This window comes from Qipengyuania nanhaisediminis (assembly GCF_045862805.1).
Classification (GTDB): Bacteria; Pseudomonadota; Alphaproteobacteria; order Sphingomonadales; family Sphingomonadaceae; genus Erythrobacter; species Erythrobacter nanhaisediminis_A.
Map to the genome: position 1 here is coordinate 1265318 of NZ_AP025760.1, position 19955 is coordinate 1285272.

Genomic DNA, 19955 nt, shown 5'->3' on the forward strand with positions numbered 1-19955 from the left:
TTGGCAGGTGCGCCTAGTGCCCGGCCAGCGCCGCGAGCAGGAGCAGCGCGACGATATTGGTGATCTTGATCATCGGGTTCACGGCCGGACCCGCGGTGTCCTTGTAGGGATCACCCACGGTATCGCCGGTCACCGCAGCCTTGTGAGCCTCGGATCCCTTGCCGCCGTGATTGCCGTCCTCGATATATTTCTTCGCATTGTCCCATGCGCCGCCACCGGCGGTCATCGAGAGCGCGACGAACAGGCCGCCGACGATCACGCCGAGCAGCAGTGCGCCAAGCGCGGCAAAGGCGCTTTGCGGTCCGTCGATCCAGCGGATCACGAAGAACACCGCGATCGGTGCGAGCACCGGAAGCAGCGAGGGCACGATCATTTCCTTGATCGCGGCCTTGGTCACGAGATCGACCGTGCGGGCATAATTGGGACGGCTGGTGCCTTCCATGATGCCCTTGTCGGATGCGAACTGCTCGCGAACGTCCTTGACCACGTCGCCTGCGGCGCGGCCCACGGCGGTCATGCCCATCGCACCGAACAGGTACGGGAGCAGCGCGCCGAGGAACAGGCCGACGATGACATAGGGGTTTTCAAGGCTGAAGTTCACGTCCGCACGCCCTTCGACAACCGCAAGCCCGAGCCGGTCGGCAAAGGCATTGAGGTCGGCGGTATAGGCGGCGAACAGCACCAGAGCGGCAAGGCCTGCCGAACCGATGGCATAGCCCTTGGTCACCGCCTTGGTGGTGTTGCCGACAGCATCGAGCAGGTCGGTCTTCTCGCGAACGCTATCGTCCAGACCGGCCATTTCGGCGATCCCACCGGCATTGTCGGTGACAGGACCATAGGCGTCGAGAGCGACCACCATCCCGGCAAGCGCCAGCATCGCGGTCGCACCGAAGGCGAGACCAATCAGGCCGGCAAGCTCGTAGGCACCGATGATCGCCGCGATGATGACGATGGTCGGCAGCGCGGTCGATTCAAGGCTGATGGCAAGACCCTGAATCACATTGGTGCCGTGGCCCGTTTCCGAGGCCTTGGCGATCGAGCGGACCGGACGGAAATTCGTGCCGGTGTAATACTCGGTGATCCAGATGATGATGCCGGTCAGCGCGAGGCCGATCAGCGAACACCAGAACAGGTCCATCCCGGTGAACTCGACCATGCCCGTGCCTGCATTGAGCACGGTGTTCATGTCGGCTCCGCCCGTGCCCAGCGCGTAGCTGGTGACGAGATAGATCAGCGGCACTGCGAGGACCGCGGTGACGATGAAGCCCTTGTACATCGCGCCCATGACATTCGTGCCGCCGCCAAGGCGGACGAAATAGGTGCCGATGATCGAGGTGACGATGCACGCCCCGCCGATCAGGAGCGGCAGGGCCATCAGCGGCAGCAGCAGGTCGCCGAGCTGGGTGAGCAGCAGGGCGGTGAGCACCATGGTGGCACCGACGGTGACGACATAGGTCTCGAACAGGTCGGCAGCCATGCCAGCGCAGTCGCCGACATTGTCGCCGACATTGTCCGCGATGGTCGCCGGGTTGCGCGGATCGTCTTCGGGAATGCCCGCTTCGACCTTGCCGACGAGGTCGGCACCGACGTCAGCGGCCTTGGTGAAGATACCGCCGCCCAGGCGCGCGAATATCGAGATCAGCGACGCACCGAAGGCCAGGCCGACGAGCCCGTCGATCACCGTGCGATCATTTGGCGCAAGTCCGACATAGGCGATCAGCGCGTAGAAGAAGACCGCGATCGCGAGCAGAGCGAGGCCCGCCACGAGCAGGCCGGTGATGGCGCCCGCGCGAAACGCGATGGTCAGGCCCTGCTGGAGCCCGGTTTCCGCCGCTGCCGCCGTGCGCACGTTCGAGCGCACCGAGATGTTCATCCCGATATAGCCGGCAACGCCCGAAAGCACCGCGCCGATGACGAAACCGATCGCCGGGATCTCGCCCAGGAACAGCCAGACCAGGACCGCGACCACAACGCCGACGAGGCCGATCGTGGTGTATTGCCGGTTGAGATAGGCCTGAGCGCCTTCCTGGATCGCGCCTGCGATCTCCTGCATTCTTTCATTGCCGGCGCTGGCACCCAGCACCTGGCGGCTGGTGACGAAGCCGTAGACGACCGCGAGCACACCTAGCCCGATTGATATGAGAATTAGGTCCACGAAAAATCCCCTCTTGTGCGTGGAAAATGCGCTTCTTCCCCTTGCACCTTTTTCCGGTGCCCGAGCGCAAGGCGCACATGCATAACCGGTGAACGGGCGCTGGCAAGCCGGAAATCGGCTTCGACCTGCGCGTTTCACCAGAATTGCGACAGGGGCGCGGCCGTGCGGGCCGTTCGCCGTCGGCATCAACCGTGCGCGAAACCAAGGCCGGCAGCGTTGAGCAGGGGGTGGCCATCGAGCATGAGCGGCGCAAAGCCGGCAGGCTCGACCCGGCCGATCGCACTGGCCTCGACCGGGCAGGCGGCATCCTCGGGCAAGGTGAAAAGCAATTCGTAATCATCGCCCCAGCGCAAGGAATCCTCGCGCCGGTCGGGATCGGCGACCGGCACCGCGTCGCTTTCGATCGCAATGGTCGCCTCACTCGCCTGGGCGAGGCGGAACGCATCTAGGAGCAGCCCGTCGGAAATATCCATCATCGCGCTCACGACAGGTGCGAGCGCCCGGCCTTCGGCAAGGCGCGGGGCGGGGCGCAGGAATGCCTCGCGGTGGCCTTCATCCCCGTCGAAGCCGAGCATGGCGCGCCCGAGCGTGCCGGTCACCAAGACCCGGTCTCCTGCCCGCGCTCCGGCGCGCGAGGGCACTTTTGCGCAGGTAGCGCGGCCGATCGCGGTCAGGCCGAGCGTGCGCGCGCCCGGTGCTGCGGCAATGGTGTCTCCGCCCAGAATCGGCGTGTCGTGCCGCGCAAGCACGGTGCACAAACCTTCGAGAAAGCGGTCATCGCCATCCCCCAGCACATGGCTCAAGAGCACGCCGACCGGCTCGGCGCCCTTGGCAGCGAGGTCCGACAGGTTCGTCGCGACCAGCTTCCAGGCGATGTCATAGGGATCGGTGCCGGGCCGCCAATGGGTGCCCTCGGCCATGGCGTCGTGGGTGATGACCAGGGTTTCGCTGCCGAATTCGATCACCGCCGCATCATCGCCGAGCCCGCGCGCGCCTGCATGGAGCGGCAGCGTGCGCAGGGCGGCGATGAAAGAGGTCTCGTCTATGACCGCACGTCCTCGGCGACCGCATCGAGGATGCCGTTGACGAATTTCGCCTCGCGGTCGTCGAAGAATGCCTTGGCGACATCGACATATTCGCTGATCGCGCTCGCGCGGGGCACGTCGGCGCGCGCCATCAGCTCGTAGGCGCCAGCCCGCAGGATCTGGAGCATGGTCTTGTCGAGCCGGACCAGGGTCCACCCCGATGCGAGCTTGCCTGTCAGCCGCTCGTCGATTTCCTCGCGGCGGGCGTGAACGCCGCTCACGATATCGTCGAAAAAGGCGATTTCGGCATCGGCATAGACTTCGCCCTCGTGCTCCTCGTCATCGACCGCGCGGCCGATGCGGTGCTGGTGGAACTCGTCGAGCAGCTTGTTGAGAGGGGTACCCTCCATCTGCTGCTGGTAGAGCGCCTGGACGGCGGCGAGGCGCGCGGTCGAGCGGGCCTGGGAACGGGCGGGGCTGGTCATTTGAGGCGTAGTTCCACGGATTTGGCGTGAGCAGGGAGCCCTTCGGCATGGGCGAGGGTGGCGGCAGCCGGGCCGATCGCCCGGATCGCCTTGTCGTCGAGCCCGATGAAGCTGGTGCGCTTCATGAAATCAAGCACCGAGAGCCCGCTCGAAAAACGCGCGCGGCGACCGGTGGGAAGGACATGGTTGGGTCCGGCGACATAATCGCCGAGCGCTTCGGGTGTCATCCGGCCCAGGAAGATGCTTCCGGCATGACGAATGTCGCGCATCAGGCTCTCGGGATCGTCGATGGCAAGTTCGACATGCTCGGCAGCGAGCCGGTTGATCAATTCGGGCGCTTCGCCGGCAATGTCCGAGACCACGATGATCGCGCCGTTCGCGTCCCAGCTCGCCTTGGCGGTCTTGCCGGTGGAAAGCTGGCCCAGTTGCAAATCGATGCTGTCCGACACCATCGCGGCAAAGCCTTCGTCGTCGGTTATCAGGATCGATTGCGAGGTCGGGTCATGTTCGGCCTGGCTGAGGAGGTCGGCGGCGATCCAGTCGGGATCGTTCCTGCCATCGGCGACGACGAGAATCTCGGATGGGCCTGCCACCATGTCGATCCCGACCACGCCGTAAAGCTGGCGCTTGGCCTCGGCGACATAGGCATTGCCAGGGCCGGTGATCACATCGACGGGAGCGATGCGATCGGTGCCATACGCGAGCGCTGCCACTGCCTGAGCGCCGCCCACGCGCCAAATCTCGTCGATCCCCGCGACATGCGCGGCGGCGAGAACCAGCGGGTTGGAATTGCCGCGCGGGGTGGGGGTTACCACCGCGATCCGCTCGACCCCGGCAACGCGGGCGGGGATCGCGTTCATCAGCAGCGAAGAGGGATAGGCCGCGCGTCCGCCAGGGACATAAAGGCCCGCGGCATCGACCGGGCGCCAGGTCGCCCCCAGCCGGACGCCATCATCATCGGTGTAGTCGCGGTTTTCGGGCAATTGTGCCTCGTGATAGGCACGGATGCGCCGCGCCGCGAGGTCGAGCGCCTCGCGCTCCTCGGGCGCGATCTGCTCATAGGCCTCGGCGCAGCGTTCGGGGCTTACGCGCCAGTCATCGTCCTCGACCAGCGAATAGCCGTCATAACGCTGGGTGTACTGGACCAGCGCGTTGTCACCGCCGGTGCGCACCGTGCGCAGGATATCGAGCACTTGTCCTGCGACATCGCTGTCGGCCTCGCGCCGCGCTTCGACTAGCCGGGTGAAGCGCTTGGCGAAGTCGGGATCGCTGGTGGAAAGCTGTTTCATCGCGCGGCCCTTCAAGCCGCCTGATCGCGCGCGCGCGTCTCGGCATCGGCGCGGAAGGCGGCGACGAGATCGGCGACGCGCGGATCGGTCTTGAGCGCGGCGCGGTTGACGATCAGCCGCGCGGTGATGTCGACGATGCGCTGGGTTTCGACCAGCCCGTTCTGCTTGAGTGTCGTGCCGGTCGAGACGAGGTCGACGATCTGGCGCGCAAGGCCGAGCGAGGGGGCAAGTTCCATCGCGCCGTTGAGCTTGACGCATTCGGCCTGGATGCCCTGCGCCTCGAAATGGCGGCGGGTTAGGCTGGGATATTTGGTCGCGACGCGCAGGTGGCTGGCATGTTCGTGCGCGTCGGTGTCATCGGCGAGCCGCGCGACCGACAAGCGGCAATGGCCGATATCGAGGTCGACCGGGGCGTAAAGATCGGCGTAGTCGAACTCCTCGATCACGTCCGATCCGACGATCCCGATCTGCGCTGCGCCATGGGCGACGAAGGTTGCGACATCGAAGGCGCGCACACGGATTAGCCGCATGTCGCCGCGGGTCGTGGCAAAGGAGAGCGAGCGGTTGGCCTTGTCGTGAAAGCCATCCTCGGGCACCACGCCGGCACGCGCCATGACAGGCAGCGCCTCGTCGAGGATACGGCCCTTGGGCACGGCGAAGGTCAGCGACCCGTTTGCGGGCGCGTTACTGGTGGATGAAAGCTCGCTCGTCATTGCGCGGCGGGACTTAGGGACTGGGCAGCCAAAGGGCAACACAAACGGCTGGGCCCGGCAGTTGCAAAAACGGTGGGACGAATGCGCGAAAAAGGCATCATGGGGCTGGAGGAGTTCGAAACCGCGCTCGCCTGGCAGGCGAGGCATGCCGAGGAAAACGGCGCGCCCTGCACCGCGCGGGTGATCCGCGCGCTGGCCCGGGTGCGCGAGACCGACACCGCGACCGGACGCAGGATCGCCGGCTGGCAGGGCCTGACGCTCAAGGACGCGATGCCGCTGAGGATTGCCGGCGGGCTCCATCACCTGGTCCTGTCGGGCGAGGATGACAGGCTGGCGCGGGTCTATAGCGGACAGATCACCGATGATGGCCAGGTCGAAAGGCTGGTCTGCGAGCTGGTGGAGACTTTCGATCACCTGCTCCTGCCCTGGCTCGACACGCCGCCGCAGACCAACGAGGCGGGGCGATCGGCCAGCATCATGGCGGGCCTGCTGTGGCTCGCGCAGCGCAGCGCCCCGCGCTTCGAACTGTTCGAGATCGGGGCGAGCGCGGGGGTGAACACAATGCTCGACCGCTACCGCTACCGGCTCGGCGATACCGAGGCCGGGCCGGAGAGCTCGCCGATGCGGATCGAGCCCGAATGGCGCGGCGACCCGCCGCTCGCTCCGCCCGCCGGATTCGCGATTTCCAGCGTGCGCGGCTGCGACGTGGCGCCGATCGACCTCACCGACCCCGAAAGCGCGCTCAGGCTCAAAGCTTACGTCTGGCCCGATGCACCGGCGCGCATGGCGCGGATCGACGCGGCAATCGCGCTGGCGGAAGAGCACAAGCCCGATCTCGTTCGCCAAAGCGCCGATGCCTTCGTCGCCGAAATGCTTGCCCGCCCGCAGCAGCAGGGCACAACGCGCGCTCTGTTCCATTCGATCGTGTGGCAATATCTTCCCGGTTCTGCGCAAGAGGCGATCAAGGCTGCGATGGAGCAGGCCGGCCAGCGCGCGACCCGCGACCGCCCGATTGCCTGGGTGGCGCTCGAAACCGATCCGGAAACCTTCCGCCACGAACTCAAGGTGCGTTGCTGGGACGGCGCGGACCAGAACGGCGAGACGCATCTCATTGGCCGTGCCCATCCGCACGGCGCCTGGGTCGAATGGCTCGGCGCCTAGCGACTAGCCGAGAAAGTCTTCCATAGCAGCGATGACCGTCTCGGACGCTTCCCAGGGCACAAAGTGGCCGCAATTCTCGACGCGGTGAACAGTCAGCGGATCGATGATCGCGTCCAGCCCTTCGATATTCTCGGGCGGCAAAGCGAGATCGTCCATCGCCCAGATCACCAGGGTCGGGATGGTGAGCCTGGGCAGGCTTGGCGGTTCCCAGCCCTCAGGAAGCGCAAAGGGCGCATCCATGTCGGGCACCTCCATCGTGCTCGCGCGGTAATAGTTGAGCATTCCGAAACACGCATCGCGGTCCTGCCAAGCGGCGAGCAGGATGTCGCGCTCCTCGGCGGGCATCGAGCCGGGGCGGTCCCATTGGACCTCCTGCTTCATCAAGCCGGTCAGGCCCTTCTCACGCACAAGCGCATCATTGGCGGGATCGCGGAAGGCGCGGATATACTGGCTTGCCTCGCGTTGCTGGCGGTTGGTCCACAAGAGGCGCTGGAAGATAGCGGGATGCGGGGCATTGGCGATCACCGCGCGGGTGACACGCGCGTGCTGCCCGCCAAGCGCCACGCCCCAGGCGATCGCGCCGCCCCAGTCATGGCCGATAATGGTGAAGGCCCCGATCCCCAGCGCGTCGGCGAGCAGAAACACGTCGCCGATGAGCTTGTCAGGCGTGTAGGCTTCGACCTCCTGCGGTTTGGAGGACCCGCGATAGCCGCGCTGGTCGGGCGCGATGCAGCGATAGCGGTCTGAAAAATGGGCGATCTGGTGGCGCCAGGTGCGATGGTTTTCGGGAAAGCCATGCAGGAAGATCAGTGCCGGCGCATCCCTTGGCCCTTCGTCGACCACATCGAGTTCGATCCCGTTGGCAAGCGTCACGCGCCTCTGGTCGAACGCGATCATTCGCCTGCCTCCATGCGTTCCATGTATCCGGCTGCGACCATGCCCGCGACCTGGTCGAAGAGCGCATCGGGCGTGCGCCGCGTCTCGCCCATCTGTTCCTCGAAACCGCGCGCAACGATGATCTCGCGCTCGCCGCGTGCGATGGCGTCGAGCATGGTCGCGGCCGCCTCGCGTGCGGGGATGCCTTCGTCGATCGCCTTGTCCGAGCGCCCGCGCGCCGAACCGTCGGCAACCAGCGCGTTGCGCGCGACATCGGTGACGACCGATCCGGGATAGATCACGTGGACACCCACGCCCGATTGCGACAATTCGGCGCGCAGCGCGTCCGCATAGCCCGCAAGCCCGAACTTGACCGCGCAATAGGCGGTTCGCATCGGGACGCCGACCTTGCCCGCGATCGAGGAGACGAAGGCGAGCGCGCCCGACCCGCGTTCGCTCATGTGCCCGATCAGGCCCTGCGCGAACGCGATCTGCGCGGTGAGATCGATGGCGATGATCTCGCGGTAAACCTTCATGTCGGTGTCGAGCGCGCGGCTGCGCTGCGACACGCCGGCATTGGCGAAAGCGATGTCGACGCCGCCTTTCCAGTGGATCGCCTTGTCCCGAGCCTCGGCAAGCGCATCGTCGTCGCGCACGTCGAAGGGCAGGACCAGCGCCTCGCCGCAATCGTCTGCGACCGATTGCAGACGGGCTTCGTCGCGGCCCGACAGGACGCAGTGCGCACCGCGCCGGGAAAGATCGCGCGCCAGCGCCGCGCCAATTCCCGATGATGCGCCGGTGATCCAGGCGGTCTTGCCGGTAAAATCCATCACGTTCTCCCTCAAACCCCGATTGCGTAACCCGCAGGCACGCTTGCGGCAATCACGCGTCCTGATGGGCGGCGATGATCGCGGCGAGATTTTCCGGGAAAACAGTCTCGGGCCATGCGGCAAGCTCGCCGGGGTCGAACCAGCGATAGCGGGTCATGACGCGCCGTTCGAGATCGGTATGGCCGTCGATGCACACCGCATCGTGACCGGCGCGAACCAGGAAATAGCGCTCGTCCGCCTGGACCGGTTCGCCCTCGGGAGTGGTGAATTGCGGCGTGGTGCGTGCGATCTGCGCGCCGCAATCGGCAGCGATCCCGGTTTCCTCGAGCAATTCGCGCCGCGCCGCTTGCTCGAAACTCTCGCCCGCATCGCATTCGCCGCCCGGCGTGCACCAGAACGGATCGCGTCCCGGGATGTCGAAGCGGAACAGCAGAACGCGCTGGGCGGGATCGAGGAGGATGATCCGCGCCGACCGGCGCAGGCGCAAGGCGGTCATTGGGTGGGCGCGCTGGCCTGGATGGCGACCGCGTGAACTCGCTGGCCGACGATATCGCCCAGCGCCCCGATCACCGCGCGCTGGCGGGCAAGGCGGTTCATCTCGGCAAAGGCGGGCGCTTCGATCACGACGGTGAAATGTGATTCGCCCGAACCGTCATCGCCCGCATGGCCCGAATGCCGCGCGCTGTCATTGACGATCTCGAGCCGGGTGGGCGCGAAGGCCGCGGTCAGAAGATCGTGCATTTCCTCGGCTAGCGGTCGGCTCATCGCGGATTTCCCTTCTCGTGTCGGTGTCGGCTTGGAATCTGGCGTCTCGATCGCCATTCTCAAGGGTTCATGTCAAAGACGCGATTCCATGGCCGCTACGAAGCGGACGACCGGGTGTGCGAACACCCGACCTGCCGCGAAGCGGGCGAATTTCGCGCGCCCGGATCGCGGGCGAGCGGGTTTGACGGGCCGGGCCAGTGGCGCTGGTTCTGCCTCGAACACGTGCGCGAATTCAATGCCGGCTATGACTGGTTCGAAGGAATGAGCGCGGAGGAAATGTTCGCAGCCCAATCGCCGGTGAATGGCTGGCGCACCGAAAGCGTCGCTTTCTCGCCGCGCGCGGCGGTCGACGGGATGCCGCGCTGGGCCGATTTCACTGACCCGCTCGACGCGATTTCGGCGCGCGCGGGCGGTATTCGCAGCCGCGCCGAACGCGAGGCGGCGATGGCGATGGAAGGCCGCTGGAGCCGCGAGGAGGCCGAGGCGCTGGAGGTGATGGGCCTTGGCTCGAACACAGACAGGCGGCGGTTGCGCAGGCGCTATTCCGAACTCGTGCGCCGCTATCACCCTGACCGCAATGGCGGCGACCGCGCCTATGAAGCGCGGCTCAACCGGGTGGTCACCGCCTACCAGCTGCTCAGGAAAAGCGCGGCGATTGGCTGAACCGCGCGAGGATCGCGGCCCGGGCCCACCACCGCCCGATCACGCGGTCTCGGCGGCCTCATCGACCAGTTTCCGGTCGATCGCGCTTGCCTCGCGGAAGGCGGGGCGGTCCGAGACCCTGTCGGCATAGGCGCGGATCGCGGGCGTTTCGGGCAAGGTGCCAAATTGCAGACCCCAAGCAACATGGCTGCCGACATAGGTGTCGGCCATGGTAAAGCGTTTGCCAGCGGCAAAATCGTTGTTCGATAGCCATCCGTCGAGCGCCGAGAGCGTGCGCTCGAAATCGCCGAACCCTGCCATTACCTGGCGGTCCTCGGGAACTTCCCAGCCCATCGCCCTGGCGATGAGCGCCTGTTCGAGCGGTCCTGCGGCAAAGAACAGCCAGCGGAAATAGGCCGCCCGTTCGTGCGCGTCGGGAAGCAGCCCTTTGTCGGGATGGGTTTCGGCGAGGTAGTGGTTGATCGCCGCGGCCTCGGTGATGACGTGGTCGTGTGTCCCGTGGTGATGGACCAGCGCCGGCACCTTGTTCATCGGGTTGATGTCGGTGAAGCCGTCGGGCCGCTGGGCCCAATCGAAGACGACGTGATCGTAGTCGGCGCCCGCTTCGTGCAGCGCCCAGCGCGATATCTGGCCGCGGCTCATCGCGACCGTGTAGAACGTGAATTCGGCCATGGTCAGTCTCCCTTTGAAGCGTGGTAGATCGTGCGGAAACCGCCATAGATCATGCGCTTGCCATCGAACGGCATGTCGGCGGGGATGTCATTCATGCGCTCGTCGGCCATGATCTTCGCATGCGCGGCATCATGGGTGGCCTTGTCGGGCCAGGTGATCCAGGAAAAGACGATCTTCTCGTCCTTCTCGGCCGCGACCGCACGGCGGAAATCGGTTTGCTCGCCGTCGGGCACGTCGTCTTCCCAGTTCTCGGCGATCTCCAGCGCGCCGTGTTCGAGGAACAGGGCATTCATCCATTTCGCCATTTCGAGGTAGTCGTTCTCGCGATCTGCCTTCACGGCCAGCACCGCACCCATCACATACATCGCAGCTACTCCCGCCATCGCGATCCCGGCACCCCTTGTAGCACATCGGGGCGCAGGGCCAGTTCAATCCTGGCGAAAGGCCCAGCGCAAGGTGCGGCCCATTCCCCAGGTCACCGCGCGAGCGGGGAGGGCGGAGAAGACCGGCCGCTGCAGCCGCAGCATTGCGCGGGCCCAGTCCGGCAGCATCGCCACCGCTTCCGCTCCGAGCAGCGCCTGGACGCCAGGCGGAGTGCCCTCGGGCCGCTGGGTGAGGACCAGCTGCGCGATCTCGCGCGCTTCGGGGCTGGGGCGCAGGTCGCGGCGCAATTCGCGAAATATCGTCTCGGCCTCGGCGCGGCTTTCGGGAACGGGGTCCGCCCCAAGCGCGCGGGCGATCAGGGCGAACTGGCGAAAATATTCGTTCTGGTCCGCGCGTGCCATGCCGGGTCTGACATGGCGCAGATATCCGGCAAGGAAGCTTTGCGCCTCGACCACGTGGACCCAGGCGAGCGTGCGCGGATTGGTAGCGTGGTAGGGCGTGCCGTCGGGCAGGGTGCCGCTCACCCGGGCATGGATCGCATTGACCCGCTCGATCGCGGCATCAGCGCGGTCGCGGTGGCCGAACGTGGTGACCGCGATGAACTGCGCGGTGCGGCGCAGGCGGCCATGCATGTCCTCGCGGAAATTGGAATGGTCGAGCACCCCCTGGAGCGCGTGCGGGTGAAGCATCTGCAGCAGCAGCGAACGGATCCCGCCGGTCATCATGCCCACGAGGTCGGCATGGACCAGCCGGATCGGGGTGTCCCTGGCAAACAGTGCGTCGTCCGAAGGCGGGGTCGGCCGCTCGCCCCTGGCAGTGTCGTTGAACACGCCGCGCACCTGTTCGACCAGTTTGACGCGCAAGCTTTCGATCGGGTCTGCCATGGCATACCCATAGGCGCAGCCGGGCGGGTTGCAAAACGGCGCTGCAATTCGCAACGCACCCCCTTGCTAGGCCGCCGATCGCGCAGTAACGCCGCGCACCATATGACTGCGAAACCATCCGAAGAATTCACCGGCGACAGCACCATCGCGTCCAAGCCTGATACCAGCATCGACGTGCGCGAAACCTTCGGCATCGATGTCGACTGGCAGGTGCCCGCGTTCAGCGAAACGCACGAACACGTGCCCGAGCGTGACGACAGCTATGTCTTCGATCCGGACACCACGCTCGCGATCCTGGCCGGCTTTGCGCACAATCGCCGGGTGATGATCCAGGGCTATCACGGCACCGGCAAGTCGACCCATATCGAACAGGTTGCCGCGCGGCTCAACTGGCCGAGCATCCGCGTGAACCTCGATGCGCATATCAGCCGGATCGACCTCGTCGGGCGCGATGCGATCGTGCTCAAGGACGGGCTTCAGGTGACCGAGTTCAAGGAAGGCATCCTGCCCTGGGCGCTTCAGCACCCGGTGGCGCTGACTTTCGACGAATACGATGCCGGGCGCCCGGACGTGATGTTTGTGATCCAGCGCGTGCTCGAATTCGATGGCCGCCTGACCCTGCTCGATCAGAACCGTGTGATCACGCCCAATCCGTGGTTCCGCCTGTTCGCGACCACCAACACGGTCGGCCTTGGCGATACCAGCGGGCTCTATCACGGCACGCAGGCGATCAACCAGGCGCAGATGGACCGCTGGAACATCGTCACCGCGCTCAATTACCTGCCTGCCGAGACCGAGCAGCAGATCGTCAAGTCGAAGACGCCCGAGACCAACGACAAGCTGATTGCCGACATGGTCAAGGTGGCCGAACTCACCCGCCAGGGCTTCATGAACGGCGACATCTCGACCGTCATGAGCCCGCGCACGGTGATCACCTGGGCACAGAACGCGGAGATCTTCGGCTCGACCGGCTTTGCCTTCCGCCTGTCTTTCCTCAACAAGTGCGACGAGGCCGAACGCACGCTGGTGAGCGAATACTACCAGCGCGTCTTCGACGAGGACCTGCCCGAAAGCGCAGCCAAGAGCAGCGACTGACGGACCGCGTTCCCCGTGCTTGCGCGCAGCCGTGTTAGCCTGCTAACACACTGACCCATGGCGCTGTTCGAACGATTCTGGAGACGCGGCGGAGATAATCGTCCCAGCGGCGAGGGCGGCTTTTCCCCGCTTTACGAGACGCAGCGCCCCCACGAATGCGACGAACCCCGCCTGCGCCCTGCCGGATCGCCCGATTTCGATCGGTGGGACGCGCGCCTTGACGCGCTCGACGGCTCGGTCGCGCGCGAGGAGCGGCGGCGGCTGCCGGTCTGGACGCGTGCTTTCTGGCGCGGGAGGCGCAAACGCTGGTGGGCGGTGCGGATCGTGGCGGCAGGTTTCGCGCTGCTGCTGGTGCTGTTTGCGTGGCTGGCGATCACCGCGCCCTTGTCGAAAAGCCTCGAGCCGATCGCTTCGCCGCAGGTCACGCTGCTCGCCAGCGACGGCACGCCGATTGCGCGCAGCGGGGCGATGGTGGCCGAACCGGTCGCGGTCGAGGATTTGCCGCCGCACGTGGTCCACGCCTTTCTCGCGATCGAGGACCGGCGCTTCTACTCGCATTGGGGGGTCGATCCGCGCGGGATCGCGCGCGCGGTCTGGACCGGGCGCGGGGGAGGCAGCACGATCACCCAGCAGCTCGCCAAATTCACCTGGCTGACCCCAGAACGCAGCCTGACCCGCAAGGCGCAGGAAGCCCTGATCGCGTTCTGGATCGAGGGCTGGCTGACCAAGGACGAGATCCTCGCGCGCTATCTGTCGAACGCCTATTTCGGTGACAACCAGTATGGACTGCGCGCGGCCAGCCTGCATTATTTTTACCGCCATCCCGAAAACCTGCTGCCGCAGCAGGCGGCGATGCTCGCAGGGCTCTTGCAGGCACCATCGGCCTATGCCCCGACGCATCATTACGACCGGGCCAAGGCGCGCATGGACCTGGTGATCGGCGCGATGGTCGAGGAAGGCTATCTGACCCGGGCCGAGGCCGACGCGCTGCCCGATCCTGTGCTCGACGTGCGCACCAGCTACGACGTGCCCACCGGCACCTATTTCGCCGATTGGGCGCTGCCCATCGCGCGCGAGGGACTGGAGCCCGGCTATGCCCGCCAGGTGCTTACCACCACGCTCGATTCGCGGCTCCAGGCGCTTGCCAACCGGGTCACGAGCCGCGCGGCGCTCGGCGATGCGCAGGTCGCGCTGGTGGCGATGCGGCCGAGCGGCGAGGTCGTCGCGATGGTGGGCGGGCGCAGCTATGCCCAATCGCCTTTCAACCGCGCGACCCAGGCCCGCCGCCAGCCCGGATCGACCTTCAAGCTGTTCGTCTATCTCGCCGCGCTCCAGGCCGGCTGGCGTCCCGACGACACGATCGACAATACCGCGATCACCGCCGGGTCCTATCGCCCCAAGAACGCGCGCGAACGCTACAGCGACACCATCACGCTCGAGGAAGCCTTCGCCACTTCGAGCAATGTTGCGGCGGTCAGGCTGTTCAACGAGGTCGGGAGCGAGCGGGTGATCCGCACTGCGCGCTCGCTGGGCGTGACATCGGACCTTCCCGAAGGTGATCCCAGCCTCGCGCTCGGCACCTCGTCGATGACGTTGCTCGAACTGACCGCCGCCTATGCCGGGGTTGCCGCCAATCGGTTTCCGATAAAACCGCATGCCTTTGCCGAGGAAGAACAGGGCTGGTGGGAATGGCTGACCACCCCTGTCGACAGCGCCTCGCCGCGCACGCACGAGGATATCGAGAGGATGCTGCGCGCCGCGATCAATCGCGGGACGGGAAGGGCTGCCACTCTGCCGATCGCCAATTACGGCAAGACCGGCACCACCCAGAATTACCGCGACGCGCTGTTCGTCGGCTATGCGGGTGATCTCGTGGTCGGCGTGTGGATCGGCAATGACGACAATTCGCCGCTCGACCGGGTGACGGGCGGCGGACTTCCCGCTCGGATCTGGAAAGACTTCATGCGCGGTGCGCTCTCTCTTCCCGCTCCGCGGCCGAGCGCGGCGCCCGATCCGCAGGGACCGGTCCAGCCGCTCGATATCGAGGAAGGCGAGGAAATCCCGCTCGGCGAGGACGGCACGCGGCTGCGTTTCGAGGGCGAAGGCGTGGTGCTTTCGCAGGATGGTGTCCCGGTCGAACTGAGGATCGATGAAGGCGGCTTCCGGGTCGAGGAGCGCCCACCGCTACCACCGCCGCTGCCCCAGCCGCCGAACTAGCCCCCGGTGCGAGTGCGCTGGCTCAGCCCATCAATATGTTCATGATAGCGGTCGCGATCGGGCGATCGCGGTCTTTTTGCCAGGCCTCGACCGTGACATTGGCGTTGCGCCGCCCAAGCCGCGTGATCCGCCCGATGGCAAAGCTCGGCTGCGCCTTGCCCGCCGACAGATATTGCACGGTGATGTTGACCGGTTTCAACTGCGCTTCGCGCCCTTCCTCGACCAGCCGCGCGCGCAGGGCGGCATAGCCCGCATTCTCGAGCAGGCCGGCTGTCGCGCCGCCATGATAATGCTGTGGGCGGCCCTCGACATTCGGACCGAAATCGACCGTCAGCACCGGCACGCCGTCCTCGATCGCGTGGACTTCTATGCCAAGCGCGCGGGCATAGGCGGAAAGCTGCGGGGTGTGGTCTGGATCAGGCATCGCCGGTCCCCGCCTCGACGCCCGAACCGGTGCGCGAGGGCACCTTGCCCTGGCGCGGATCGCTGCCGATGGTCATGAACACGCCCGCGACATGCGCCACCGGGTCATCGGCGTCGCCATCATGCGCGATGCCCCGCACGAAAGCGGCCGATCGGGTGGTGCGATAGCATTCGACCCGCCCGCGCACCGCGCTTCGTTCGCGCGCCGGGCGCTGGTAATCGACCCTGAGGTCGAGAGTCGCGATCGGAGCGAAGGTCTGGCGCGTCTGCCAGATCGCCATTCCGCTCGCCATGTCCATCAGGCTGATGATCGGGCCCGAAGCGAGCACGGCGCGGTCGTCCTCGCCCAGGAGGTCCTCGCGCCAGGGCAATTCGAGCTCGACCCAGTTGTCGCCCTGGTCGGTGAACTTGAGACCCAGCCAGCCGGTATGGCCGCCGCGGAAGAAGAACTTGCTGGCCTCGCGCGCGTCGAAGCGGGCGGGGGGCGGGGAAGCGTTGTCGGTCATCGCTGCTGCCTTAGATGCCTGAGCAATTTCATTACAATCTCTTAATTTTTCTCGTCGGCCCAAACTGCCCAGAACCGGGCCTGCATCGCGGCGATCATGCCCGGTGCGTTTCACACTGAAGGGACGCAATTATGCCGACAATCGCACTTTCCAATATTCCGGGTCTCGAAACCGCCCAGGCGCTTTACGGCGCGGTCAGCAACCAGGTCGGGGTCTATGACGATTCGACCGTGGCGGTCATGGTCTATGTCTACAATGTCGCCCCGGCGGTCACCGCCGGAGTGGCCTGAACGGCGCGGGAGGGACCCCTGCAGGTTCATCCCCATATCGCGGCGCTGCGCGGTGATCGGGCCGCGCAGCGCCGCAATGTCGAGGCCATGGCCACGGCGCGCGAAAGATGGCTCTCGCAGCCCGCGATCCGCGCGCTCGAAGCCGATTTCCAGCGCTATGCCCAGGGCGAACAGCTTGGCGCGAGAGGCGCGCTTGCCGCGCTGTTCGAGGACAGCGAAGCGGCGCTCCGATTGGCCGAAAGGTTTTTCACCAGCGGCATGACGGCTCTCGCAGCGCACCCGCTCGGCGAGATCGCGCATCGCCACGCGAGCAGCGCGGGTTTTGCACGTCTCCAGCTGATGCATGCGCGCGATGCGGCCTTGTCGCTGTGCGTTTACGAGCCGAAGGGCGAGCCTCTAGAGGAGAGCTGTCCTGTAGCCGTGACCTTCGCCGATTGCGAGAGCATCGAATGCGTCATCGCCGGTGTGGCGAGCGGTTGGCACCATTGCCTGCGCGATGGCACTGCGCCCGGCATCCTGTCGCGTCCGGTGACCTGGCAGGCGGGCGACACGATCCAATGCCAGCCGCAAAACGAGACGCGGCAAATCGTACGGGTTTCGCAAAGCCTGCTCGTCCTCCAGCTCACCAGGACGCCGGCAAGGCCGGCTCCCACGCTCGAGCGGCGGACCGCCGACGGCGCGGTGCTGCGCGCTGTAAGCGGCGACAAGCGCGCCAGCCAGCAGGTCATGGCCCTCGCAGTGCTCGGCGCGCTCGGTCAGCGCGAGGCGATCGCCGACATGGCGCGCTTTGCCCTCGCGCGTGAAAATGATCCCGAGGCGCGCTGGGAAGCGGTGCGGCAGGTCGCGGCGCTCGACACCGCTGCCGCGCTGCAACTGACCGGCCGCATCGATCAGGATGACCCGCTCGCCATTGCGGCCAGCGACCTTAGCGTCCGGATTGCTGCCCTCTTGGCTGAACATGCCCGAGAGGAGGCCTGAAATGCCGCAATTGCTCGCTATCGAGGACAAGGCATCGTGCTCGCTTCCCGAGGCGATCGAGGCGCTCGCCGCGCTCGATTTCAACCCGCGCGATGCGGACAGCACCCGCGCCGCTGCCGCCTGGCTGCGCAGGCTTTCGAACAACCGCGATTTTCTCGCCAGCGTGCTGACCGACAGGCTCACGGGAAAAAGCGTGGGCGAGGTCGATAGCGGCTATGGTCCGCAGGCGATCACGCTCAGCCCGGTGCGCGGCAACATGTTCCTGCGCGCCAATATCTGGCCTGCCGAACACGATCTGTGCTTTCGCAACAGCGGCGCTTCGACCTTCGTCTACGGCGTGCCGCACGATCACAATTTCTCGTTCCTGACCTGCGGCTATCTCGGCCCGGGTTATGCCTCGGACTATTACGAATACGATTACGAAGCGGTGACCGGTTTCCCCGGCGAGAAGGTAGGGCTGCGCTTTGTCGAGCGCAGCGCGCTCGAGGAAGGCAGGCTGATGCTCTACCGCGCGCATCGCGATGTCCATTCGCAGCTTCCGGCAAGGTCGCTTTCGGTCTCGCTTAACGTCATGCATGTCGACCCGTCGTTCGCCTGGTACGACCAATATGGTTTCGACCTCGAACGCGGCGAGGTGACGCGCGTGCTCAGCCCCAATGCGACCGAGGTGTTCCTCCGCGCTGCGGTCGCGAGCGGGTCGCTTGAAGCGGAGGAATTCGCTCGCTGGATCGGCCGGACCCATCCCTCCGAACGGCTCAGGCTCGCCAGTTTCGAAGCGCGCGCAGGAACGGCTGAGGCAGGCGAGCGGCGCGATGCGGTGTGGCGCGATGCGGAATGCAGCGGGAGCCGGATGGTCGCGAGGGTCGCCAGCGCGAGGCGGCGAGAGGCGACTGCCTAGAGCACGCCGCCAGCGAGCCGGTCGATCGCGCCTTGCAGGATCACGGCGGCAGCGTGGCTGTCGATTGCCTCGGCGCGGCGCGCGCGGCTCATGTCCTGCCCGATCATCGCCGCCTCGGCGCTCTGGGTCGACCAGCGTTCGTCCCAGAGCAACAGCGGAAGACCGAATGCCTCGTCGCAATTGCGGGCGAAGGCACGGCTCGCCTGGGCGCGCGGCCCTTCGGACCCGTCCATGTTGCGCGGCAGGCCAAGCACGATGCCAGCGACCGAGCGTTCTTCTATCAGGGCGCGGATCTGTTCGCGGTCCTTGCCCCACTTGCCGCGCCGGATTGTCTTGCCGTTGGATGCAAAACGCCAGCCTGCATCGCAGGTCGCGGTGCCGATCGTCTTTGTGCCCAGGTCGAGCCCGAGCAGCACCCCGCCATCGGCCAGCGCCTCGGCGAAATCGGGGGCGAACTCGGTAATCAGTTCGATGAACCCGGGAATGCGGTGACGCGGCGCGCGACGTCGGCCTTGGTGTTCGCCCAGAACAGCGGGATATCATAGACGTGGTAATTGTTGCCCGGCAGCACGTAGGAGCCAAGCTCGGGCGGGTCGCCGATCAGCAAAAGGCCGCGCTCGTCGCAGCGCGCCGGGACCGATCCGGGCACCAGTTCGCCGGTGGAGATGCTGTCATCGGGCACGAGCGTGCCGAGATTGGAGCTGGCCTCCGCCTCGCCGTCGAAAGTGCCGGTGAGCGGGTTCGTGCACAGGATCCGGCTGTCCCCGCGCAGCTTGCCGTCGAAGGCGGGCGATGCTGCATAGGCCTCGATCAGCCGCGAGGGGTCGGCCGGTTCGGCAAAGCTCGACCACGAGATGATGCAGGCCGTCTGTTCGGGCGTGGCGCAAGCGGGGAAGCCGAGTTCGGGCAGGTCGTGATCGACCGAGATCGGCCAGCCGATGGCATAGGCTGCCACCAGGCGGTCCGCGACCGGCGAGCCGCGCACTTCCTCTCGCAGCAGCCGCAGCAGGTGCAGCGCGCCCTGGCTGTGGCCTGCGAGCACGACCGGCGTGTCCGCATCGACCGAATCGATGAAATAGCGATAGGCCTCGCGCACATCGGCATAGGCCGCATCGATCGCCTGTTCGCCTTCGGGAGCATCGGTCAGGAACGCGCCCATGGTCGCCTGGCGGTAACGCGGCGCCCAGATCTCGCTCGCGGCGTTGAACGGGCTCGCCATGCCGCGGACATAGACGCGCGCAATCCGTTCGGCCTCCTCGTCGCCCATCGGCGCGTTCCAGTTGTCGCGATTGAGATAGCTGGTGGGATGGACAAAGAAGACCGCGAAATCAGGTACTTCGCCCGCAACACCGAGCTCCTCGCTGTCGGGATCGAACTGCTCGCCGGCGATCGCGGGCTGCCAGCGTGCCGGGTCCTCTATCCCGATGCCGGGGCGCGAATACCACAGCTCGGGGTCCTGGTAGGCATTGGCACGCATCGGCGTTGTCGGGGTGAACTCGCTGGTCGGCACAAGCGCGATCTCGGCGAGTTCGTCCTGGAACATCTCGTAAGCGATCCGGCCGGCGATGAAGAGCACGAGGAGGATCGCGACGAGGTAGAGAAACTTGCGTGCCATGCGGGGTCGGTCCTGCCTTGGTCGGTGGTGG

General features: G+C 66.2%; 23 protein-coding genes. 7 read left to right on the forward strand and 16 right to left on the reverse strand.

Going from position 1 to position 19955, the window contains the following annotated elements:
• Window positions 1-13: 13 nt before the first annotated feature.
• From ACKTSM_RS06040 to hisG, 5 genes are all read right to left on the reverse strand, one after another.
• Window positions 14-2155 carry a sodium-translocating pyrophosphatase gene (locus ACKTSM_RS06040; RefSeq protein WP_407876220.1) on the reverse strand — a complete coding sequence of 714 codons (2142 nt, stop codon included), beginning with the start codon at window positions 2153-2155 and terminating at the stop codon, window positions 14-16.
• Between the two features lie 185 nt (window positions 2156-2340).
• Window positions 2341-3174, reverse strand: coding sequence for a thiamine-phosphate kinase (gene thiL, locus ACKTSM_RS06045; RefSeq protein WP_407876326.1), 834 nt, complete (start codon window positions 3172-3174; stop codon window positions 2341-2343).
• A 23-nt stretch (window positions 3175-3197) separates the two neighbouring features.
• Window positions 3198-3665, reverse strand: coding sequence for a transcription antitermination factor NusB (nusB, locus tag ACKTSM_RS06050; RefSeq protein WP_407876221.1), 468 nt, complete (start codon window positions 3663-3665; stop codon window positions 3198-3200).
• The gene (gene hisD, locus ACKTSM_RS06055) at window positions 3662-4954 is read right to left on the reverse strand and encodes a histidinol dehydrogenase (protein WP_407876222.1); all 1293 of its coding nucleotides are present in this window, start codon (window positions 4952-4954) and stop codon (window positions 3662-3664) included. The genes nusB and hisD overlap by 4 nt, the downstream gene beginning before the upstream one ends.
• A gap of 11 nt (window positions 4955-4965) precedes the next feature.
• Window positions 4966-5667, reverse strand: a complete 702-nt coding sequence (gene hisG / locus ACKTSM_RS06060; protein WP_407876223.1) for an ATP phosphoribosyltransferase — start codon at window positions 5665-5667, stop codon at window positions 4966-4968.
• 81 nt (window positions 5668-5748) lie between these two features.
• Between hisG and ACKTSM_RS06065 the strand changes: the two genes are divergently transcribed.
• Complete coding sequence (locus ACKTSM_RS06065; RefSeq protein WP_407876224.1) at window positions 5749-6828, forward strand: DUF2332 domain-containing protein; 1080 nt, start codon at window positions 5749-5751, stop codon at window positions 6826-6828.
• 3 nt (window positions 6829-6831) lie between these two features.
• Here the strand turns inward: ACKTSM_RS06065 and ACKTSM_RS06070 are convergent, their stop codons facing one another.
• Genes ACKTSM_RS06070 through ACKTSM_RS06085 form a run of 4 tightly spaced genes read right to left on the reverse strand, consistent with a single transcriptional unit; the run spans window position 6832 to window position 9299 of the window.
• Window positions 6832-7725 (reverse strand): alpha/beta fold hydrolase, encoded by an 894-nt coding sequence (locus ACKTSM_RS06070; RefSeq protein ID WP_407876225.1) that lies wholly within the window; start codon window positions 7723-7725, stop codon window positions 6832-6834.
• Window positions 7722-8534 (reverse strand): SDR family NAD(P)-dependent oxidoreductase, encoded by an 813-nt coding sequence (locus ACKTSM_RS06075; RefSeq protein ID WP_407876226.1) that lies wholly within the window; start codon window positions 8532-8534, stop codon window positions 7722-7724. Before ACKTSM_RS06075 ends, ACKTSM_RS06070 begins: the two co-directional genes overlap by 4 nt.
• A 52-nt stretch (window positions 8535-8586) precedes the next feature.
• Window positions 8587-9030, reverse strand: a complete 444-nt coding sequence (locus ACKTSM_RS06080; RefSeq protein ID WP_407876227.1) for an NUDIX hydrolase — start codon at window positions 9028-9030, stop codon at window positions 8587-8589.
• On the reverse strand, window positions 9027-9299 hold the full coding sequence (locus ACKTSM_RS06085) for a BolA family protein (RefSeq protein WP_407876228.1): 273 nt from the start codon (window positions 9297-9299) through the stop codon (window positions 9027-9029). The genes ACKTSM_RS06080 and ACKTSM_RS06085 overlap by 4 nt, the downstream gene beginning before the upstream one ends.
• A 69-nt stretch (window positions 9300-9368) precedes the next feature.
• Here ACKTSM_RS06085 and ACKTSM_RS06090 point away from each other — a divergent pair, with 69 nt between their 5' ends.
• Window positions 9369-9962 (forward strand): DnaJ domain-containing protein, encoded by a 594-nt coding sequence (locus tag ACKTSM_RS06090; RefSeq protein ID WP_407876229.1) that lies wholly within the window; start codon window positions 9369-9371, stop codon window positions 9960-9962.
• 39 nt (window positions 9963-10001) lie between these two features.
• Here the strand turns inward: ACKTSM_RS06090 and ACKTSM_RS06095 are convergent, their stop codons facing one another.
• The 3 genes from ACKTSM_RS06095 to ACKTSM_RS06105 are packed head-to-tail and all read right to left on the reverse strand — an operon-like array spanning window position 10002 to window position 11902.
• On the reverse strand, window positions 10002-10634 hold the full coding sequence (locus ACKTSM_RS06095; protein ID WP_407876230.1) for a glutathione S-transferase family protein: 633 nt from the start codon (window positions 10632-10634) through the stop codon (window positions 10002-10004).
• Window positions 10635-10636: 2 nt separating this feature from the next.
• Complete coding sequence (locus ACKTSM_RS06100; protein WP_407876231.1) at window positions 10637-11017, reverse strand: DUF1428 domain-containing protein; 381 nt, start codon at window positions 11015-11017, stop codon at window positions 10637-10639.
• Between the two features lie 45 nt (window positions 11018-11062).
• Window positions 11063-11902 (reverse strand): oxygenase MpaB family protein, encoded by an 840-nt coding sequence (locus tag ACKTSM_RS06105; RefSeq protein WP_407876232.1) that lies wholly within the window; start codon window positions 11900-11902, stop codon window positions 11063-11065.
• Window positions 11903-12004: 102 nt separating this feature from the next.
• Here ACKTSM_RS06105 and cobS point away from each other — a divergent pair, with 102 nt between their 5' ends.
• Together cobS and ACKTSM_RS06115 are read left to right on the forward strand one after the other, a co-directional pair.
• Entirely contained in the window at window positions 12005-12997 is a 993-nt protein-coding gene (cobS, locus tag ACKTSM_RS06110) for a cobaltochelatase subunit CobS (RefSeq protein ID WP_407876233.1), read from the forward strand.
• 57 nt (window positions 12998-13054) lie between these two features.
• Window positions 13055-15214: a transglycosylase domain-containing protein gene (locus ACKTSM_RS06115; RefSeq protein ID WP_407876234.1), complete on the forward strand. Its 2160-nt coding sequence runs from the start codon at window positions 13055-13057 to the stop codon at window positions 15212-15214.
• Between the two features lie 22 nt (window positions 15215-15236).
• Here the strand turns inward: ACKTSM_RS06115 and ACKTSM_RS06120 are convergent, their stop codons facing one another.
• Together ACKTSM_RS06120 and ACKTSM_RS06125 are read right to left on the reverse strand one after the other, a co-directional pair.
• Window positions 15237-15638, reverse strand: coding sequence for a PaaI family thioesterase (locus tag ACKTSM_RS06120; RefSeq protein WP_407876235.1), 402 nt, complete (start codon window positions 15636-15638; stop codon window positions 15237-15239).
• Window positions 15631-16143, reverse strand: coding sequence for a PaaI family thioesterase (locus ACKTSM_RS06125; protein WP_407876236.1), 513 nt, complete (start codon window positions 16141-16143; stop codon window positions 15631-15633). Before ACKTSM_RS06125 ends, ACKTSM_RS06120 begins: the two co-directional genes overlap by 8 nt.
• A 131-nt stretch (window positions 16144-16274) precedes the next feature.
• Between ACKTSM_RS06125 and ACKTSM_RS06130 the strand changes: the two genes are divergently transcribed.
• The 3 genes from ACKTSM_RS06130 (at window position 16275) to ACKTSM_RS06140 (ending at window position 18309) form a co-directional block, all read left to right on the forward strand.
• Complete coding sequence (locus ACKTSM_RS06130) at window positions 16275-16433, forward strand: hypothetical protein (protein WP_407876237.1); 159 nt, start codon at window positions 16275-16277, stop codon at window positions 16431-16433.
• A gap of 87 nt (window positions 16434-16520) precedes the next feature.
• A complete protein-coding gene (locus ACKTSM_RS06135) occupies window positions 16521-17411 on the forward strand; it encodes a hypothetical protein (RefSeq protein ID WP_407876238.1) in 891 nt (296 codons plus the stop codon).
• Window position 17412: 1 nt separating this feature from the next.
• The gene (locus ACKTSM_RS06140; RefSeq protein WP_407876239.1) at window positions 17413-18309 is read left to right on the forward strand and encodes a transposase; all 897 of its coding nucleotides are present in this window, start codon (window positions 17413-17415) and stop codon (window positions 18307-18309) included.
• Here the strand turns inward: ACKTSM_RS06140 and ruvX are convergent.
• Window positions 18306-18776 (reverse strand): Holliday junction resolvase RuvX, encoded by a 471-nt coding sequence (ruvX, locus tag ACKTSM_RS06145; RefSeq protein WP_407876327.1) that lies wholly within the window; start codon window positions 18774-18776, stop codon window positions 18306-18308. The two genes, ACKTSM_RS06140 and ruvX, sit on opposite strands and share 4 nt — an antisense overlap.
• Window positions 18773-19924 carry a DUF3089 domain-containing protein gene (locus ACKTSM_RS06150; protein WP_407876240.1) on the reverse strand — a complete coding sequence of 384 codons (1152 nt, stop codon included), beginning with the start codon at window positions 19922-19924 and terminating at the stop codon, window positions 18773-18775. The genes ruvX and ACKTSM_RS06150 overlap by 4 nt, the downstream gene beginning before the upstream one ends.
• Window positions 19925-19955 lie beyond the last annotated feature (31 nt).

Coding starts and splice junctions, on each gene's coding strand:
- nusB (WP_407876221.1), bottom strand. CDS start 3,665: ATGACCAGCCCCGCCCGTTCCCAGGCCCGCTCGACCGCGCGCCTCGCC.
- hisD (WP_407876222.1), bottom strand. CDS start 4,954: ATGAAACAGCTTTCCACCAGCGATCCCGACTTCGCCAAGCGCTTCACC.
- hisG (WP_407876223.1), bottom strand. CDS start 5,667: ATGACGAGCGAGCTTTCATCCACCAGTAACGCGCCCGCAAACGGGTCG.
- ACKTSM_RS06065 (WP_407876224.1), top strand. CDS start 5,749: ATGCGCGAAAAAGGCATCATGGGGCTGGAGGAGTTCGAAACCGCGCTC.
- ACKTSM_RS06070 (WP_407876225.1), bottom strand. CDS start 7,725: ATGATCGCGTTCGACCAGAGGCGCGTGACGCTTGCCAACGGGATCGAA.
- ACKTSM_RS06075 (WP_407876226.1), bottom strand. CDS start 8,534: ATGGATTTTACCGGCAAGACCGCCTGGATCACCGGCGCATCATCGGGA.
- ACKTSM_RS06080 (WP_407876227.1), bottom strand. CDS start 9,030: ATGACCGCCTTGCGCCTGCGCCGGTCGGCGCGGATCATCCTCCTCGAT.
- ACKTSM_RS06085 (WP_407876228.1), bottom strand. CDS start 9,299: ATGAGCCGACCGCTAGCCGAGGAAATGCACGATCTTCTGACCGCGGCC.
- ACKTSM_RS06090 (WP_407876229.1), top strand. CDS start 9,369: ATGTCAAAGACGCGATTCCATGGCCGCTACGAAGCGGACGACCGGGTG.
- ACKTSM_RS06095 (WP_407876230.1), bottom strand. CDS start 10,634: ATGGCCGAATTCACGTTCTACACGGTCGCGATGAGCCGCGGCCAGATA.
- ACKTSM_RS06100 (WP_407876231.1), bottom strand. CDS start 11,017: ATGGCGGGAGTAGCTGCGATGTATGTGATGGGTGCGGTGCTGGCCGTG.
- ACKTSM_RS06105 (WP_407876232.1), bottom strand. CDS start 11,902: ATGGCAGACCCGATCGAAAGCTTGCGCGTCAAACTGGTCGAACAGGTG.
- cobS (WP_407876233.1), top strand. CDS start 12,005: ATGACTGCGAAACCATCCGAAGAATTCACCGGCGACAGCACCATCGCG.
- ACKTSM_RS06115 (WP_407876234.1), top strand. CDS start 13,055: ATGGCGCTGTTCGAACGATTCTGGAGACGCGGCGGAGATAATCGTCCC.
- ACKTSM_RS06120 (WP_407876235.1), bottom strand. CDS start 15,638: ATGCCTGATCCAGACCACACCCCGCAGCTTTCCGCCTATGCCCGCGCG.
- ACKTSM_RS06125 (WP_407876236.1), bottom strand. CDS start 16,143: ATGACCGACAACGCTTCCCCGCCCCCCGCCCGCTTCGACGCGCGCGAG.
- ACKTSM_RS06130 (WP_407876237.1), top strand. CDS start 16,275: ATGCCGACAATCGCACTTTCCAATATTCCGGGTCTCGAAACCGCCCAG.
- ACKTSM_RS06135 (WP_407876238.1), top strand. CDS start 16,521: ATGGCCACGGCGCGCGAAAGATGGCTCTCGCAGCCCGCGATCCGCGCG.
- ACKTSM_RS06140 (WP_407876239.1), top strand. CDS start 17,413: ATGCCGCAATTGCTCGCTATCGAGGACAAGGCATCGTGCTCGCTTCCC.
- ACKTSM_RS06150 (WP_407876240.1), bottom strand. CDS start 19,924: ATGGCACGCAAGTTTCTCTACCTCGTCGCGATCCTCCTCGTGCTCTTC.